The sequence below is a fragment of the Paenisporosarcina sp. genome, assembly GCF_057785155.1.
The window spans coordinates 22,139-36,908 of record NZ_JBYNRN010000016.1 but is presented as its reverse complement, the minus strand read 5'-3'; the positions used below and the strand labels follow the sequence as shown (position 1 = coordinate 36,908).

13 protein-coding genes and 2 pseudogenes are annotated in these 14,770 nt (G+C 34.9%); 4 read left to right on the top strand and 11 right to left on the bottom strand.

The window, feature by feature from the left end; genetic code table 11:
• Nucleotides 1–173: 173 nt before the first annotated feature.
• From AC3EA5_RS06985 to AC3EA5_RS06975, 3 genes are all read right to left on the bottom strand, one after another.
• Nucleotides 174–1,391, bottom strand: coding sequence for an MFS transporter (locus AC3EA5_RS06985; protein WP_488607676.1), 1,218 nt, complete (start codon nt 1,389–1,391; stop codon nt 174–176).
• Nucleotides 1,388–2,431 carry an ArsR/SmtB family transcription factor gene (locus AC3EA5_RS06980; protein WP_488607675.1) on the bottom strand — a complete coding sequence of 348 codons (1,044 nt, stop codon included), beginning with the start codon at nt 2,429–2,431 and terminating at the stop codon, nt 1,388–1,390. Before AC3EA5_RS06980 ends, AC3EA5_RS06985 begins: the two co-directional genes overlap by 4 nt.
• A 219-nt stretch (nt 2,432–2,650) precedes the next feature.
• A complete protein-coding gene (locus tag AC3EA5_RS06975) occupies nt 2,651–3,238 on the bottom strand; it encodes a DUF421 domain-containing protein (RefSeq protein ID WP_488607674.1) in 588 nt (195 codons plus the stop codon).
• Between the two features lie 205 nt (nt 3,239–3,443).
• On the opposite strand from AC3EA5_RS06975, the gene AC3EA5_RS06970 reads away from it, so the two are divergent.
• Nucleotides 3,444–3,746 carry a glycine betaine ABC transporter substrate-binding protein gene (locus AC3EA5_RS06970; protein WP_488607673.1) on the top strand — a complete coding sequence of 101 codons (303 nt, stop codon included), beginning with the start codon at nt 3,444–3,446 and terminating at the stop codon, nt 3,744–3,746.
• Between the two features lie 212 nt (nt 3,747–3,958).
• Here AC3EA5_RS06970 and AC3EA5_RS06965 read toward each other — a convergent pair.
• The 7 genes and pseudogenes from AC3EA5_RS06965 to AC3EA5_RS06935 all read right to left on the bottom strand — a co-directional run.
• Nucleotides 3,959–4,078: pseudogene (locus tag AC3EA5_RS06965) on the bottom strand (helix-turn-helix domain-containing protein); the annotation flags it as partial.
• Between the two features lie 193 nt (nt 4,079–4,271).
• Entirely contained in the window at nt 4,272–5,558 is a 1,287-nt protein-coding gene (locus AC3EA5_RS06960; protein ID WP_488607672.1) for a DUF4179 domain-containing protein, read from the bottom strand.
• Nucleotides 5,542–6,072 carry a sigma-70 family RNA polymerase sigma factor gene (locus tag AC3EA5_RS06955; protein ID WP_488607671.1) on the bottom strand — a complete coding sequence of 177 codons (531 nt, stop codon included), beginning with the start codon at nt 6,070–6,072 and terminating at the stop codon, nt 5,542–5,544. The genes AC3EA5_RS06960 and AC3EA5_RS06955 overlap by 17 nt, the downstream gene beginning before the upstream one ends.
• Before the next feature lie 256 nt (nt 6,073–6,328).
• The gene (locus AC3EA5_RS06950; protein ID WP_488607670.1) at nt 6,329–6,529 is read right to left on the bottom strand and encodes a hypothetical protein; all 201 of its coding nucleotides are present in this window, start codon (nt 6,527–6,529) and stop codon (nt 6,329–6,331) included.
• A gap of 289 nt (nt 6,530–6,818) precedes the next feature.
• Complete coding sequence (locus AC3EA5_RS06945; RefSeq protein ID WP_488607669.1) at nt 6,819–7,322, bottom strand: DUF4871 domain-containing protein; 504 nt, start codon at nt 7,320–7,322, stop codon at nt 6,819–6,821.
• Between the two features lie 308 nt (nt 7,323–7,630).
• The gene (locus AC3EA5_RS06940; protein WP_488607668.1) at nt 7,631–8,305 is read right to left on the bottom strand and encodes an ABC transporter ATP-binding protein; all 675 of its coding nucleotides are present in this window, start codon (nt 8,303–8,305) and stop codon (nt 7,631–7,633) included.
• A 1-nt stretch (nt 8,306) separates the two neighbouring features.
• Complete coding sequence (locus AC3EA5_RS06935; protein WP_488607667.1) at nt 8,307–9,341, bottom strand: FtsX-like permease family protein; 1,035 nt, start codon at nt 9,339–9,341, stop codon at nt 8,307–8,309.
• 409 nt (nt 9,342–9,750) lie between these two features.
• Here AC3EA5_RS06935 and AC3EA5_RS06930 point away from each other — a divergent pair, with 409 nt between their 5' ends.
• Entirely contained in the window at nt 9,751–10,161 is a 411-nt protein-coding gene (locus AC3EA5_RS06930; protein WP_488607666.1) for a hypothetical protein, read from the top strand.
• Nucleotides 10,162–10,585: 424 nt separating this feature from the next.
• Here the strand turns inward: AC3EA5_RS06930 and AC3EA5_RS06925 are convergent, their stop codons facing one another.
• Complete coding sequence (locus tag AC3EA5_RS06925; protein WP_488607665.1) at nt 10,586–12,253, bottom strand: ABC transporter substrate-binding protein; 1,668 nt, start codon at nt 12,251–12,253, stop codon at nt 10,586–10,588.
• Nucleotides 12,254–12,353: 100 nt separating this feature from the next.
• On the opposite strand from AC3EA5_RS06925, the gene AC3EA5_RS06920 reads away from it, so the two are divergent.
• Nucleotides 12,354–13,628 carry an MDR family MFS transporter gene (locus tag AC3EA5_RS06920; RefSeq protein WP_488607664.1) on the top strand — a complete coding sequence of 425 codons (1,275 nt, stop codon included), beginning with the start codon at nt 12,354–12,356 and terminating at the stop codon, nt 13,626–13,628.
• Between the two features lie 449 nt (nt 13,629–14,077).
• A pseudogene (locus AC3EA5_RS06915) lies at nt 14,078–14,617 on the top strand (GNAT family N-acetyltransferase).
• Nucleotides 14,618–14,770 lie beyond the last annotated feature (153 nt).

The window sequence follows — 14,770 nt, the reverse complement described above, 5'->3', positions numbered from 1 at the left end:
ACCTATAGTATATATTTTTCAGTAAATCAATTCTAATTAAGTAATCTGGTTGTAGGTAATATTCTATAAATCTTTCTAACATCCTTCTTGTAGAAAAATCCTACTGCATTAAGAGGCATGTGAAAAGTTTAAAAAGCATAGGTTCAGGAATCTCTCTGCACCTACGCTTTTTGTTAAATTGTCTCTTTATTTGCAAGCAACCCGTTCGGTTGTAAAATAGATTTAAAAAGATAAAACAAAGCAGGTAGAACAATCACCATTCCGACTATCAAGTACGTCAGACGTGTACTGATTTCGAAAAATGCTGAAGATGCAAACAAGATCCCTATTGGCATTGTAACTCTGAAGAAAAACAAACGAACTGAACTAAGTTGTGTCAAGCGTTCTCGAGGGGCCTCCCGCTGAAAAATAGCTGCACTCTGAGCATTAAAAAGCGGAAATAACATACCACCAATTAGTTCACATAACCATGCTAAGGGCACAGAGTGAACAAAAAACAAGAGAATAAATGATAGCCCGCCTCCCAATAAACCAAGATACATCGTTTGAACTGTTTTCGGTATTTTTGTTAGTAATAACATCCCAATGATATATCCAATAGGGAAAGCACCTTTGAACACGGCATATTGCCAACGTTGACCATCAAGTACTCCTAATATAAAAGGAACACTTAAGACAATTGTTGCTCCTACAGCAAATTGAACTGTCGAAGAAAGCACTGTAAGTCGTAAAAGATTGGGGTATCTAAAAAAAGTACGATAGCCCTCTTTCATTTCTGTCCACCAAAACTTTTTTGTCCAAGTTGCGACCCTTTTTTGGCTGGAACGCGGAATTCGCGAGAGTGCAAAAAAACTTGCCAAGAACATCAACGAAGATATTCCATAGATGTATTGCATCGGGATAACCAACAATAATAATGAAGTTACACCTGGAGCAATAATTATCATGAGTCGAAGTGTGGTGTCTAATAATCCATTCGCTTCAACAAGCTCATCCTCTTTGCAAATCTCAGGTATAAGTGAAAATGAAAGACTGGCAAAAATGGGTTGCATCAAACCCAAAACACATTGAAGTAAAACTAAACTCAACATAATTCCAAACTCTGATCCTATTAAATATCCTCCTAGTGGAATAAGGTAGGCACAGCAACGAATCAGCTGAATATTTCGAAGCATCTTCTCTTTCACCACGTGGTTAAGAAAAGGCGCACTTATCCCTTGTAGTATCAAGGAAGGAATAAAGTAAACTAGCCAAATTGCAGCCATCCATTCCTTAGAGCCTGTCAATTCATAGAGCAGTAACCCGTTTATTATCCCCCCTGCTGCTCCTCCAAACTCAGATACAATTTCACCTAACCAAAGTGCTTTAAATGACTTAGAGTACTTCTTCATTTAGGGTTTCCAAGGTATTGGGCGAAACGTTCAGAAAAGGAATTAATCTGTGTTAGATTTGCAGAATATACTCCTTTGTCTACTTGTATAAACTTTGCTGCTTTTAATAAAGAAAGCTGATGATGGAGTGTGGTTTTAGATATATTAAATTGAGTGCTCAAGTCCTGCAGTGAAGATGCCCTATTAACTAACTGATAAAGTATTTTCAACCGAACTTCATCTCCTAGCGCCTTATGACCACGAATCAGTTCCATTGTAGGGCTACCAGCTTCAATCAAGTATTCCTCTTTTAAAGGATAAAAGTATAGTTTTGTATCTGGCGTTCGCACTACTAAGGTCCAGGGACGATATGTTACCTGTGGAATCAATTTGACCGTCCAAACGGAAGGTTCGGGAACATATTTTACGCCCCCTGTAATTAGTTCGATTAGCTCTATTGGCTTATTCTTGTCTAGTGAATTGTGTTTTTTCTGCTCAAAATCAAGCGCTCGAGTCCACTTTTCCCATTGGACATTCTTTTTTATCCAGTTGTGCCACTCATCCAATATGCTGTTGAATAAATCGCAGATTTCTGAGTGTTCATAAGAACCAAGGTTACGAACGTAATCCTCTAAATAGTCATGGTCATGAAAGTAAGAAGCATATGTGTCAAAAGAATCTCCTTCTTTGTATTGATTTGCAATTTCTTTTCGAACAGGTTCGGTAATACGATCCTTATAAGGTAAAACAGTTTCATAAAAATCTATACTATTCATTTCAGAAAGGCATTTTGAAAAATTAAAAATAGTAGTTGCAGAAAACTTTTCTTGAAGCATTATTAATCCAAACCAGAAATTCGTCTGTTTTATCACATCTAAATGCTTAATGAGTAATTCAGGCATAGAAATCTGTTGTGATTTCCACAATTCATCTAACTCAAAAGTATGTCTTAGTTTTGCATGAGTAAATCCTGTAATGCCAAGAATCACTTCCCAGACAGTACTAGATTCAACTACTACCGAAACATTTTCTATAGGTTGCGTGGAATTTAAATAATTCATAAACATTCCTCCTTTATAACGATATTCTAAATTAAATGAATTAAATATTCAATATATTTCGAATTAAAGTGCAGGGAAAGGCATAACAACTCAATGAAAAAATACTGTATGAAGGAAATTACATATCCTCATGGCAGATTGCGGTAATTAAATTTTTAGGAACGTCGATTCCACTTGATTTTTATCATATTAATCATCCTTACCTACAATAAATAGTTTTCATTGTAGGTGATTAGGTGAATTTTTATTGACGGTTTCAGTGAAGATGTTGTCTTCGATTAATGTTTTGTTATTTAGATCAGGTAAGTGACCTTTTTGTATTAATTGAATGAGGTTTTGAATATCTTCCTTTGTTGCAGGTTGTTTTTCTTTTTTTAACGTATATCCTATTTGCCCACTTGTTTCTAGTGTAGCAAATTGAACATCATTTATTGCAACAATACCCGATTGTCTTAGACGCGCTTCTAATTTATCTACAGTTAGCCGTAGTTTCTTTAAGTTCGCTTCATTTATGGTCCCGTTTTCTATGATTGGTACAGCCTTACCTGAAATAAGAGACTCCGTTACATCAAATTTTAATTGGATGTATTCCGTAAGGGTTAGGCTTAGTACTAATAATAACGCCACCCCAAAAGTTGCCCAAAGTCCCCTCCCGGTGACTGGTTGAATAAGTAATGTACCTATTGCTATCATAATAACGACTTGAGGAATAGTCGTTTGAGAGATAGATTTTCTTCCTCCAATTTTTAAAAGAATAGATCCTATCACAAAAATTAGAACTGTTTGCCAAATTAAATTAAAATCCATAGCTATATTTTCTCCTTTTTGAAAATAACATGAATGGTGTGCTTTACCTCTACATTTAGTATCATTTGTATTCTTTTCTGATGTATACATTTATATATGAACAGCTATTGCACTATTTAACATGCCCTAGTTAATTGTAGATATGAATAAAAAAAGACTTGGGACCAGACAGACTTTCTGATTTTTCGTTTAAAAATGAATTGAATTGAAGGAAAAACCGGTTGTCTTTTACGGCTGGAGACCTCATACGATGTTCAATAAATTCGATTTGAAAGTATTGACGAATGAAAAAGGATTCTTTGAAACATCTTCGGTTCAAGTCATTACGAATTCCGAGTTGAAAGACAATGCACCAGAAGCTTATGAGTTTTTGAGCAACTGGAATATTTCTTTGGACGAAGTTGAAGAAATGATCGTCAAAATAGAAGAAGGACAAGAACCTGAAGAGGTAGCACAAGAATGGATCGACAACAACCAAGATAAAGTGAATGAAATGATTGGCAAATAACTTAAAAAGCAAGCCCATTTCTACCTGACTGGTAGAAATGGGCTTTTATTTACCCTGCAGGTGATTCTATCGCTCCACTCCCTTTCGATTAGGTAAAGTTTATATTATTCCTTAAAAGATTTTTGATATTAATTATGTGTATGATGAATTGTATCGCATGAAACAGACTGCCCTATAAAGGCGCCCTGTTCTTCAACTGTTTTCAAATCTTATTATTCCAGAGTGTCTTCGTCACTTTTGTATTCTAAAACGTCTCCAGGCTGACATTCTAAAGCCTTACAGATTGCCTCTAAAGTTGATAATCGTATGGCTTTTGCCTTGCCATTTTTCAAATGATGAGGCAATTTTAGTATTATTGAAGGAAAGACAAACAAAAGTAAGAGGAGAAATGTCGTTCAATTTCCGAACGACATCTCTCCTCTATTAATGGGAAGCCTTACTCCCCTCAACCCAATTTTTTCAGGGTCTTTCACTTCATTTTCTCATTTTGTTTTTGAACCTAATAATCTACCTTTAGAACCCTTTTCATGGAACGTCGACTGTGATTTGAGCTTCAGGATTCAATTCCATGTAAGGCAGCTCTCTGGTTTTCAAAATAATGTCACTACTAACAGTTGGTTTATTATAATATAATTTATATTTATTCTGTCCAATCATCGTAGGATAACCTCTCTCTGCTATTAAATCATTCCCCTCGGTATCTTCGACAAATAATTGATTCATTTCAAAATTCGAGCCAAATGGGAATGAACTTGTTGATTCAAAGTAAAGTGCATTCCACCCATTTTCTTCTTCGATTTTTGTCACTACAATATCGCCCATTTTCCCTTGTGAAATTGTTAAAGGCAAACGATTCCCTTCTAAAGTAGCAGTGATCTCTTTCCTCTCCTTTTGTGTTGGCAAAAAGAATGGACTAATTGTAAGATTAGTTACTTCCTCACTAATTGGTTCGAATACATATTCGTAAAGCATACTCTCAGCATCTCCTGAACCAGAAGCATTAATCATCGGTATGAGAGTTCCTTCTTGGTCTAATAAGTATAGCTGAAGTACCTGATGTTCATTAAGCATTTCTTCAACAGTTCCTTTATATAAAATGTGCAGACTTACAGCTGAATTTGTACTCTCAAATTTTATCACTTCATAGAAAAGGCCATCTAATTTGGCTGTTTGGCCTGTTGTTAAATTAATCCCATTATTATTTGTTTTTATTACTTTCGTTTCAAATTGCCAATCTCCTTTTGTTTTACCAATTTGATGAATTCCAACGGATAAATCAAACTCATTAGGCAATGGCTCTGTTGGATGAACTTGAATGAGTCCAGAATATTGCCCGTTTGGTAGATACTCCCCTGTTGTACTTTCCGAAAAGTTAATTACTTCCCCATTTACTTCAATATGAAGTGGATAAATATCTTCTTGTTTATCTTGAACAAATGAAAATGCAAGACGTGAACCGTCATATAATACATCTTGAATGGTTAATGAAACCCCATTACTCGTTAATGTTTCGTTTAACGACATTGCATTTTCATCATTGATTGCGACTTGCAAACCTTTATCACCGACTGATGTGAAAATTGACTCGAGTATTGGTACTTTTGCAAGGACACTAGCCATCGTCGGCGAAATAAATCCTGAGCCAATGATTAAACCAAATGTGGCAACACTTGAAAGCAGTAGCGTCATTACTTTTTTCCGTTTAGGCGTACCTTGTTTTTGGCTAGCCTTTAGCCCTTCCTCAATCGCTGCATCTAACTTTTGAAAAGGTACTTGAATTGAATCAATTGATTTTTTAATATCCTTGTTCATTCACTTGTCCCCCTTGATAAAACTGTTTCAATTTTTGAATTGCTCTGTGCAAATTGGACTTCACCGTGCCTTCTGGACAGTTTAAATAATCTGCTATTTGTTGCACAGGTAAATCCCTGTAATAGCGAAGAATAATGACCGTTTTATACTTTTCTTCTAGCTGTTCGATTGCTTCTAATAAATCCATTTTTTCTTCTATTCGCACATTGGTAGTCAGTGTTTCCACCATTTCTTCTTTAAGAAGGATGATTTTCGAGTTTTTCCGCAAAACATCTAGTGCCGTATTGATAAGAATTTTCGTAAGCCATGTACTGAAATACCTTTCTTCTTTTACAGTCTTCATATTGACATAGGCTTTCGTGATCGTTTCTTGAACAATATCTAATGCATCATTTTCGTTCTTCACATATAAGTAGGCCATCTTGTAGAGCTTTTCTTTATCACACTCAATTAACTGAAGAAAGGCTTTTTGATTGCCTTGCTGAGCCTTTTTAAATCGACTTTGATTGAACATAGAGTATCCTCCATTTCCTTTATAATGGTTAGATGAATGAAATTCCCATTTCGTTTCAAAATATGTAAAAATTTTATGGAACCACAAAAAATACGCTTCCACTACTTGTAGAAGCGTCAACTTAAGATGTTATTAAATTACTTTGCTCCTATACCTGAATAAACATCTGTACACTTCTTAAAAAACCATATCCGATCGCACTTATTAAATGATGAAACCAATTATTTGAAATCAGTTTAAGGAAAAACAATAAATGTTAGAGCTTTTCAGGTCTCTCTATTTTTAGTGAATATACATTACCACATGAAGCACAACACGAAATAAACATTCCAGTTCCAAAAGACATAATACTTCCTATCTTTTTCACCTTATCGTATCCTGAGTTTCCAATTTTTCCAGTCTTACTTTTAGTATGACCACATTTTTCACATATAAAATTTTCATCAATTTGAATCATTTCCTCAACTCCTAATCAAATTTATATAACAATTTTACGTTCTAAAGGCCGCCGTAAAGTATTCATTCTCTTATTCAAATTAACTGCCTCGTTAGCCACCAATGCAGCGAAAATCAGCAATGCACCACAGTTAAAGAAAATGTATGCAGCTTGGATTTGAATTTTCATTTGAGTTGAACAAAGAAACTAGATGATCCGTTCGTAAAACCTCGATCAATTACGCAACTGACATATTGCATCCGTAGGTTGACATAAAACTCGGATGAGGAATTGATTGATTGAAGATTCTCTATTTGTCTTCTACATTAACAACAACATTCCCAAAAATTTCTTCACCAAAATAAACTTCTAACCGCCATAATCCTGGAGTAGGTAACATCATTGATGAAGGTACAAGATGGGGATTGTCCGGTCCAGTTTTAGGTGAAAGATTACTATTAGCTGGATTTTTAAAAACGATTATTTCTTCTCCTGTTTCCTTACTTACTCCGATTACTTTAAATGGTTTTGTTAAAGAAGCTTTATTATCCCAAAAATGCCACATATACTTCTGTGTTTCACTTGCAATGAATGGTCCATACTCCCCAAAACCAAGTCTTCCATTATCTCCAATATGAAAGATGAAATCACCTATTTGCCCATCATCTGTGACAACAATTTCTCTAACCAACGTTGCACTTTCTTCCCAATTTTCTTCATTTACTTTTACAGTCTCATCTATTTTTACTTTTTCATTTGAACAACTTGATAATATAAATAAAGAAGTGATTAATAAAATAAAACTTTTCACCATTTACCCCCTAAAAATTTAATTCATTTAGAACATTTTACCATATAATTAACTGTTTTGAATTTTCATACTTATATTATTAAGGAAGAGAATGGCTGGGGATTTAATCGCTAACCGGCATGTATCACGTTTACACCCTAGGTTGACATAACACCACGACTCGGAAGGTCAAAAAAAAAAAAGAGTAGCCGAAGCCACCCTTTTTTAAAAATATTTATCCACCAAAAAAATTGTATGCTCTCGGCCAATTTTAAAAATATTTAGTTGATATTTTTACGTCTTCTCCAGATGCCCATAGATTGCAACTTCCTTTATAATATCAGTCCATCTTTCATTGTAATGATATGATCAGCATACGAAAGCATTTCTTCATCATGGGTTACCATCAACGTTGTAATACTCAACGTTTTAGTCAATTCTCGTATTAACGTCATTACGTCCTTCGATCTTTTTGAGTCTAAACTTGCAGTGGGTTCATCTGCAAAAAGCATTTTGGGTTTGTGGATGATTGCACGTGCAATCGCCACACGCTGTTTTTCTCCTCCCGATAATGAAGCTGGGTAGGCATCTCTACGATGATCCATGTCAATCAATTTGAGTATTTTTGCAATTTCAACTTTTTGTTCCTTTTTTTTCATCTTTGTTCCCGAAACATCAAGCATCAGCATCAGTTGTTCTTCTACCGTAAGAAATGGTACGAGATGAGAGGATTGAAAGACGAATCCGAACTCACTTGCCCGGATTTTTCGGATTTGTTCCTGACTCATGTCAGTCATGTTTTTCTTATTGAAAAGAACTTGCCCGTCCGTTGCGCGTTGAAGACCCGCAGCTATTGTAAGAATCGTACTTTTACCGGAACCAGAGGCACCAACTAACGCTGTTATTTCACCTTGTTGTAGAGAAAGGTTGATCCCTTTTAATACTTGTTCTTTCACTTCGCCATTTATAAAAGTTTTTTTGACTTCATCAATTGTGAAGATTGTCATCTTAAACCTCTCCTTGTTGAATTGCTTGTAGTGGTTCGACTTTTTTAATTTGGATGCCTGAAAGCGTAGCGCCTATAAATCCAATGATCACGAATATGATCGATAATTGAACAGTCGTTTGAAGGGTTAAACTGAAAGGCATTCCTTCGGGCGCAATCAAGGTGAAACCTTGGCTCAATACAACTGATAAAGTAAGTGCGATTAAGGTGATGAAAAGCATTTGTGACCACATCATTCCGAATAATCGACTTGTTTTAACACCGAGTGCTTTCAAAATCCCGTATAATCCGATTTTTTGAACGTTCATCATATAGAAAAAGATTGCAAACAACATCCCACTGATGACGACTAAAAACCATACGATCATATTAAGAGACATCTGTTCCGCGCTATAACTTGGAATCGTTTTGAGAAATTCTTTACTTGAAAATGATTGTAATCCCGCAATGTCTGATCCTTTTTCTTGCCCAGCTACGAATACCAATTGCATTTCGTCTACTCCGTAAATTTCTTTGTAGTTTTTCATATTGATATAAGCGACAGGTGCGTGGCTATATTTCTTTTGATCTACAAAACCTTTCACTATGAATTCACCGCTGAACTGATTGTTCGTTATTGTATCACCGACTTGTATACCGTCTTCTTCCAATGAACGATCTAATACGATTTCTCCTTCACCGACTTTTTCGAATAACCTTGAATCAGTCGAAGTAACAAAAGCAACACTATGTTGTTTATTGTCTGCATCGTTTACAAAGCCCATCTGAATTGAAAGTGCTGCTGCATCCTTCTGATCATTTAATACTTTATCTTGTGTGTTTTCATCTATTTTCGAAAGATTATAGGTTTCATTCGCATCGTCATTCATATAAAAATGACCATCCGGTAAATCTTTTATTAAAGCTGCATTATCTTGGGATAACCCATTCGCTAATCCAGAAATGATAAACGTTAAAAAACTAACCAGAAATATGATTGATCCTAAAATAATAAATTTTGTTTTACTCTTTCTAATTTCTTTCCATGCAATATTCATCTTTTACGCCTCCGTTTTACTTGATATCATCAGTTTATAATTCTTAGGTGAACGGAAGATGAACAGGTGGTTACATTTAATCGACGCTTAGAGAAATTTTGCTCCCTATTTAGAGTAACCGTATTTTAAAGATAGGGTTTTTATAAACAAAATAGATGTAAGCACTCAGTTAAATTATTGAAGTTTAGTGAATATCGTATGAAGAGAATTTGGACAAAGATAATAACCATCTGTACAGATATGTTTTTGTGTATGGTAGGGATGGTCAATGTTGGATGAGGAAGAATAAGGTATCTAGCATTAAACTAACTGGACTGTCTATATGAATAATATGAATTTCAAGAATTTCAAGAATTTTGAAACCTAATAGCATTGAATAACGTAAGTGAATGAAGGATGTGATGAGATTATGTATTATGTGGTAATTATTCTTGTAACTCTTATTTTATGTACAATCGCTTTAAAGTATATCCAGGTAGTGAGATTACTATTTAGGTTAGGTTTTAAGTACGATGTACTGTTTTTTCTGGTACTTGTATTAGTATTGGTTGGCTTTTCAATAGCCTTGATTGTCGGAAATAACTATACAACCACTGGCTTTGTACTTGGTGGTTTGCTAAGTGGCATTGTGTTACCTACAATGTTTGATATGACTCGCAAAAAGAAGAAATCGGGATACGGAAAGAAACGACCAAAGTATGTTTCTGATACAGACCATGCATGGAGTTACTATGGTGGTAGTGCAAGTAGCGACTGTGGCGACGCTGGTAGCGGTGGCGACGGTGGCGACGGTGGTGGCGATGGTGGAAGTTGTGATTAGCTTTTGCTTTAGTCGATTCACTAAAGTAACACATGACGAAATCTGACACAAATTCTATAGTTCTTCACACAAATAGAGCTTGATTCGCAACAGAATTGAGTTCTTTTTATATGCTACATTTAATAAAAAGACACCATTCCATTAATACCTGTTTATTCCAGCCCAAATGTAAAAGGTAAATGTAAAAGAAATACTATTACGTGTTCCATTCGAATGAAAGCAAAAAAGGATTATATCAACTTTTAACAGAACCAACAGGAAGAATTCACCTCAAATATCATTAGGTATGACAATCCGCTTTATATCACTCACTTGATCCATGATTCAAATGACACTAAACAGCCAATCAATTCTGTCAATTGCTGTTTTTTAATAGGCTATTTTTTTCCGGTCTTCAAAAAGATAGACAGTGCCGCATAGCCATTTAAACGTATAGCGATTCTACCTGTGGTCTAACCCACAATTTTGAAAAGTCGACATATCCAAAATGCTTAATACTAATGTTCATCAAATCTACTGAAAATGGGATTTGGCGTTTTTCATAATAGAGCGGAATCATCGTTGAGGATTCCAATAAAGCTTTCTCTACTTTTAAATTTAAAGCTGTCCATTCAGAAAATGGCGTATGGGCGTACTCATTCAAATATTTAGTCAATGTGTTATCTGTTTTCAAGATATTGGCTAATGGAGAATATCCATTCTTTAAAAAATGATAAAAGGAAAAGTTTTGATTCATTTCGAAAACTTCTCCATGAATAAATAAGTCTACTTGTTGATTCTCATTACTATTAGTTACAGTATCTTCAAATGAAATCCATTTAATTTCAACGGGAACTCCCTCAGCATCAAATATATCTTTAAGCCAATGGGTTGTTTGTTCCGTATAATTTACGAGCTTTAAGATGAGGGTTCCAGTGAAATTAGGGCACTTCACTTTAGGAACTGTATAGCTTTGGTCTTGACCAATTAGACAACTTTTATAATTTGGCATTGCGCGAGAGTGTACACGTGCAATATCATGTCGATGCTTTGAAATAATGTAATGCAAGTAATCTCTCACTTCTTTTCGTTGAATATCAGTCTTGCGGAAAGTATTCATGATTACGACTCCAAACCCTGAATCACTTTCTACTTCAACTGTATCATTTTCTTCCTCTTGTGTTGAAGATCGGTAAACGATATCAAAATCTTTAGGCACTTGCACAAATTCCACTTCATCGAGTAACGGTCTTTCTTGAAAATAATCTTTAAAAGCAAATAATGTCGTCTTTAAATCATGAGCATTTTCAGCATAAAAGGCACCGGTCCCAAACACTTGACCTTTATTTTCTTTGTATATACTAGAATTAATCGTTCCTAGCATTTGAAGACAATAGCTACAACCGGTCGGAAAATAAATATCAAGAATTAAAGGTGCAACAACCTTTATTTCCTTTACAGGTTCCCATAGTTCTTGAAAATGAACATCTCTTCTCAGTTTCTCTAAGCAATCCACTACATCTTCAGCAATTAAAATAGAGCCGTCATGAAATTTAACGTCTTTTTTTAAGTAAAGTCTAAGCTTGGTCGAGAATTCATCCCAACTATGTGCTAGTTCTGGATAAATCACACCTTTTTCATCGACTGTAACTAATCGATTAAATACATTAACAACCATATTCGCGCTATGGATTTCTGCTGCCTTCAATGGGTGCATGGTCAATAAAGGGTAACGTCTAGGAATAATTAATTTGTCTATCTTATTAGCTTTTTGAACATAACCAAGTTTTGATCGAAACTTATTCATTAAACGAAGTTTACTATCCTTTGACCAGTCGAATAAAAGATATTTACTACTTATTTCAATAGATTCATCCTCAATTATCTTCATTAGCTGTTCTTCATATATTTCTTCTACATCTTTCATCCATTGCAGCTTAGAAACATTTCCACGTCCTTTACCAGGTGTAAAGATTAGCCATCCTTGAGTACCCCATTTTTGTATGTTTCGAGTTGTTTGTTTTGGACTCAAATGAAGGACTTCTGCAATTCGCTCTTTTTTAATGTTACCTGATGATACTGTGTTCCATAATGTTAAAAGATACTGATCCATCATACCCTCCTCATACATAAGTGGACATTTATAGTTTAATTGTCTATTTTTAGGAACTAGAGTCTAGTTTAATATACAAAAGACAGAGGAGGTATGCAACATGAATTGGAAAGACTATCCACAAAATATTAAGGTTCGTTTAATAACATCTTTTTTTAACCGGGCAGTAGCTTCAGCAGTGATGCCATTTATGGCATTATTCTTTGCTCAAGAAATGAGTAAGTTGTGGGCTGGCCAGTTTTTAGTATTCACCGTAATCATTAGTTTTTTTACTAATCTAATTGGTGGGTATATATCCGATCGATTCCCACGAAAAAGTGTTTTAGTAACAACCTCTTCATTAAGTGCAGTGTTGTTTTTATTAATGTCCATTAGCTTACTTCCTTTAGATAATGTGATTTGGCTGTTTGCCACTGCTTATGTAGCGTTTGTCATTACAAGTAGTTTAGGTCGACCTGCCATGCATGCCATTATTATTGACTCCACCACACCTGAGAATCGGAAGGCTGTATATGCCATTGATTATTGGATGGTGAATTTATCTATGGCCATTGGTGCTGCATTAGGTGGCTTATTATACGTAAACCATCAAATTGAATTATTCATTCTACTGACAATCACATCTGCTATTCTCCCGATTGCTTATCACATCTGGCTGATAGATGAACATACTAATCGCTTAGAAAAACAGCACCAAAATGTATTTTTAGATTTAATTCAAAATTATAAGGTGGCTTTTCAAGACCGACCATTCGTCAAGGTTGTTATAGGGTCAATGTTCATTGTTGCTGCGGAATTTTCTTTAAATAGTTATATAGGCGTTCGACTTGCAGAAACATTTAAATCCGTCACTATTGGTGACTTTGAAATAGCTGGAGTCCGTATGCTAAGTATTCTAAATATAGAAAACATGTTACTCGTCGTATGCTTAACCTTTTTTATTACTAAAGTTACGGATCGATTTAGTAAACAAAAAATGATGCTAATTGGACTCATTATTTATGGAATCGGTTATGTAACCATTACTTCTGCAAATTCGTGGTATTTGCTTGTTATCTTTGGTTTCATCGCGACGATAGGTGAACTAATCTATTCACCGATTCTAAATGCTGAGCAAGCGAATATGATGCCTGCAGATAAAAGAGGTTCCTACTCGGCGTTTTCTAATTTGTCATTCTCTGGAGCTGACTTGATAGCGAGATCCACCATTATTATAGGTGCATTCTTAATCCCAACGATGATGTCTGTATACATTGGAATCATCTTGATGATTGGTATTTCTCTTATCTATTCTGGGTTATTTGTGAAGAACTCCAAGCCAATTAAAAATAGAAAAGCGATTTTAACGACAACAATGAAGATGTTTAGTAAATAATCACACTCCTATATATCTAATCTATTGATGCAAATTAGAGTGTAGGGAGTGACAACACTCTCTGGTTCAAGAATCCCGTGTGATCTATCCCCCACCCATCGATTTACTTAATAAGAAACATATACTCCTAGTATTTTTTTAATAAACCTAGTTATATACTTCTCAATTGTGGTGTTATGTCAACTAGAGTGTATGCGTTATACAATCCACTTGAGTAAGTGAATTGATGTTTTGTGGACGGATCATCCAGGTTCCTGTCCAACTTGCGGGGAAGGTTTTCTAGAGCTTCATTTCCAGGGAAGGGCAAGATTGTAGAAAAACACAGTCATTGTATCATGCTAAAATCAGGTAAATATTGTGAATAGATGCACTTAAAGTATCGTGGCAGGTTAATTTTTTAAATGATAGAATTATTATCAGATAACAATATTTTGTAAAGTGATGAATTCATGAATATTACAGAAAAATTTGGTGAAGTGCCTGAAATAGAAACGGAACGTCTCCTCCTTAGAAAAATCACATTAGATGATGCAAAAGATATGTATTTATATGCCTCGAATGAAGAAGTAACGAAATATGTAACATGGGATACTCATTCTTCATTATCAGATACAAATGAATTTATAAATTCATTTTTACCCCAATATGATGCTCGATGGGGGATTGAGCTAAAAGAAAATGGGGAATTTATTGGAACAGTTCACTTTGTTTGGTGGCAGCCAAAACACAATAGTGCTGAAATTGGATATGTCCTATCTAAAGAATACTGGGGCAAAGGTTTAATTACCGAAGCAGCAAAGGCAATCATCCCTTTTGGGTTCGAAAGTATGAACTAAGTTCGTATTCAAGCAAGATGCTTCTTAGAAAATGAGGGTTCAGAGCGAGTTATGGAAAAGTTAGGAATGTCTTTTGAAGGTATAAGTAGAAAAGTAATGTATGTTAAAGGAGAATATAAAGACTTAAAGGTGTACTCTTTATTAAAGTTTTAGAGTTTTTACCAAAGATTTAACATAGTAAAAAAATTCTGTACTACCTTTTATTTTTTTTCGTTTCCATTGATGAACATCATTTTACAACAGTCGTATATTGCGTTAAATAAATTTGTCATAATTTTATACTTAACGGGTTTTTCCCTTGAATAA

Coding starts and splice junctions, on each gene's coding strand:
- AC3EA5_RS06985 (WP_488607676.1), bottom strand. CDS start 1,391: ATGAAGAAGTACTCTAAGTCATTTAAAGCACTTTGGTTAGGTGAAATT.
- AC3EA5_RS06980 (WP_488607675.1), bottom strand. CDS start 2,431: ATGAATTATTTAAATTCCACGCAACCTATAGAAAATGTTTCGGTAGTA.
- AC3EA5_RS06975 (WP_488607674.1), bottom strand. CDS start 3,238: ATGGATTTTAATTTAATTTGGCAAACAGTTCTAATTTTTGTGATAGGA.
- AC3EA5_RS06960 (WP_488607672.1), bottom strand. CDS start 5,558: ATGAACAAGGATATTAAAAAATCAATTGATTCAATTCAAGTACCTTTT.
- AC3EA5_RS06955 (WP_488607671.1), bottom strand. CDS start 6,072: ATGTTCAATCAAAGTCGATTTAAAAAGGCTCAGCAAGGCAATCAAAAA.
- AC3EA5_RS06950 (WP_488607670.1), bottom strand. CDS start 6,529: ATGATTCAAATTGATGAAAATTTTATATGTGAAAAATGTGGTCATACT.
- AC3EA5_RS06945 (WP_488607669.1), bottom strand. CDS start 7,322: ATGGTGAAAAGTTTTATTTTATTAATCACTTCTTTATTTATATTATCA.
- AC3EA5_RS06940 (WP_488607668.1), bottom strand. CDS start 8,305: ATGACAATCTTCACAATTGATGAAGTCAAAAAAACTTTTATAAATGGC.
- AC3EA5_RS06935 (WP_488607667.1), bottom strand. CDS start 9,341: ATGAATATTGCATGGAAAGAAATTAGAAAGAGTAAAACAAAATTTATT.
- AC3EA5_RS06930 (WP_488607666.1), top strand. CDS start 9,751: ATGTATTATGTGGTAATTATTCTTGTAACTCTTATTTTATGTACAATC.
- AC3EA5_RS06925 (WP_488607665.1), bottom strand. CDS start 12,253: ATGGATCAGTATCTTTTAACATTATGGAACACAGTATCATCAGGTAAC.
- AC3EA5_RS06920 (WP_488607664.1), top strand. CDS start 12,354: ATGAATTGGAAAGACTATCCACAAAATATTAAGGTTCGTTTAATAACA.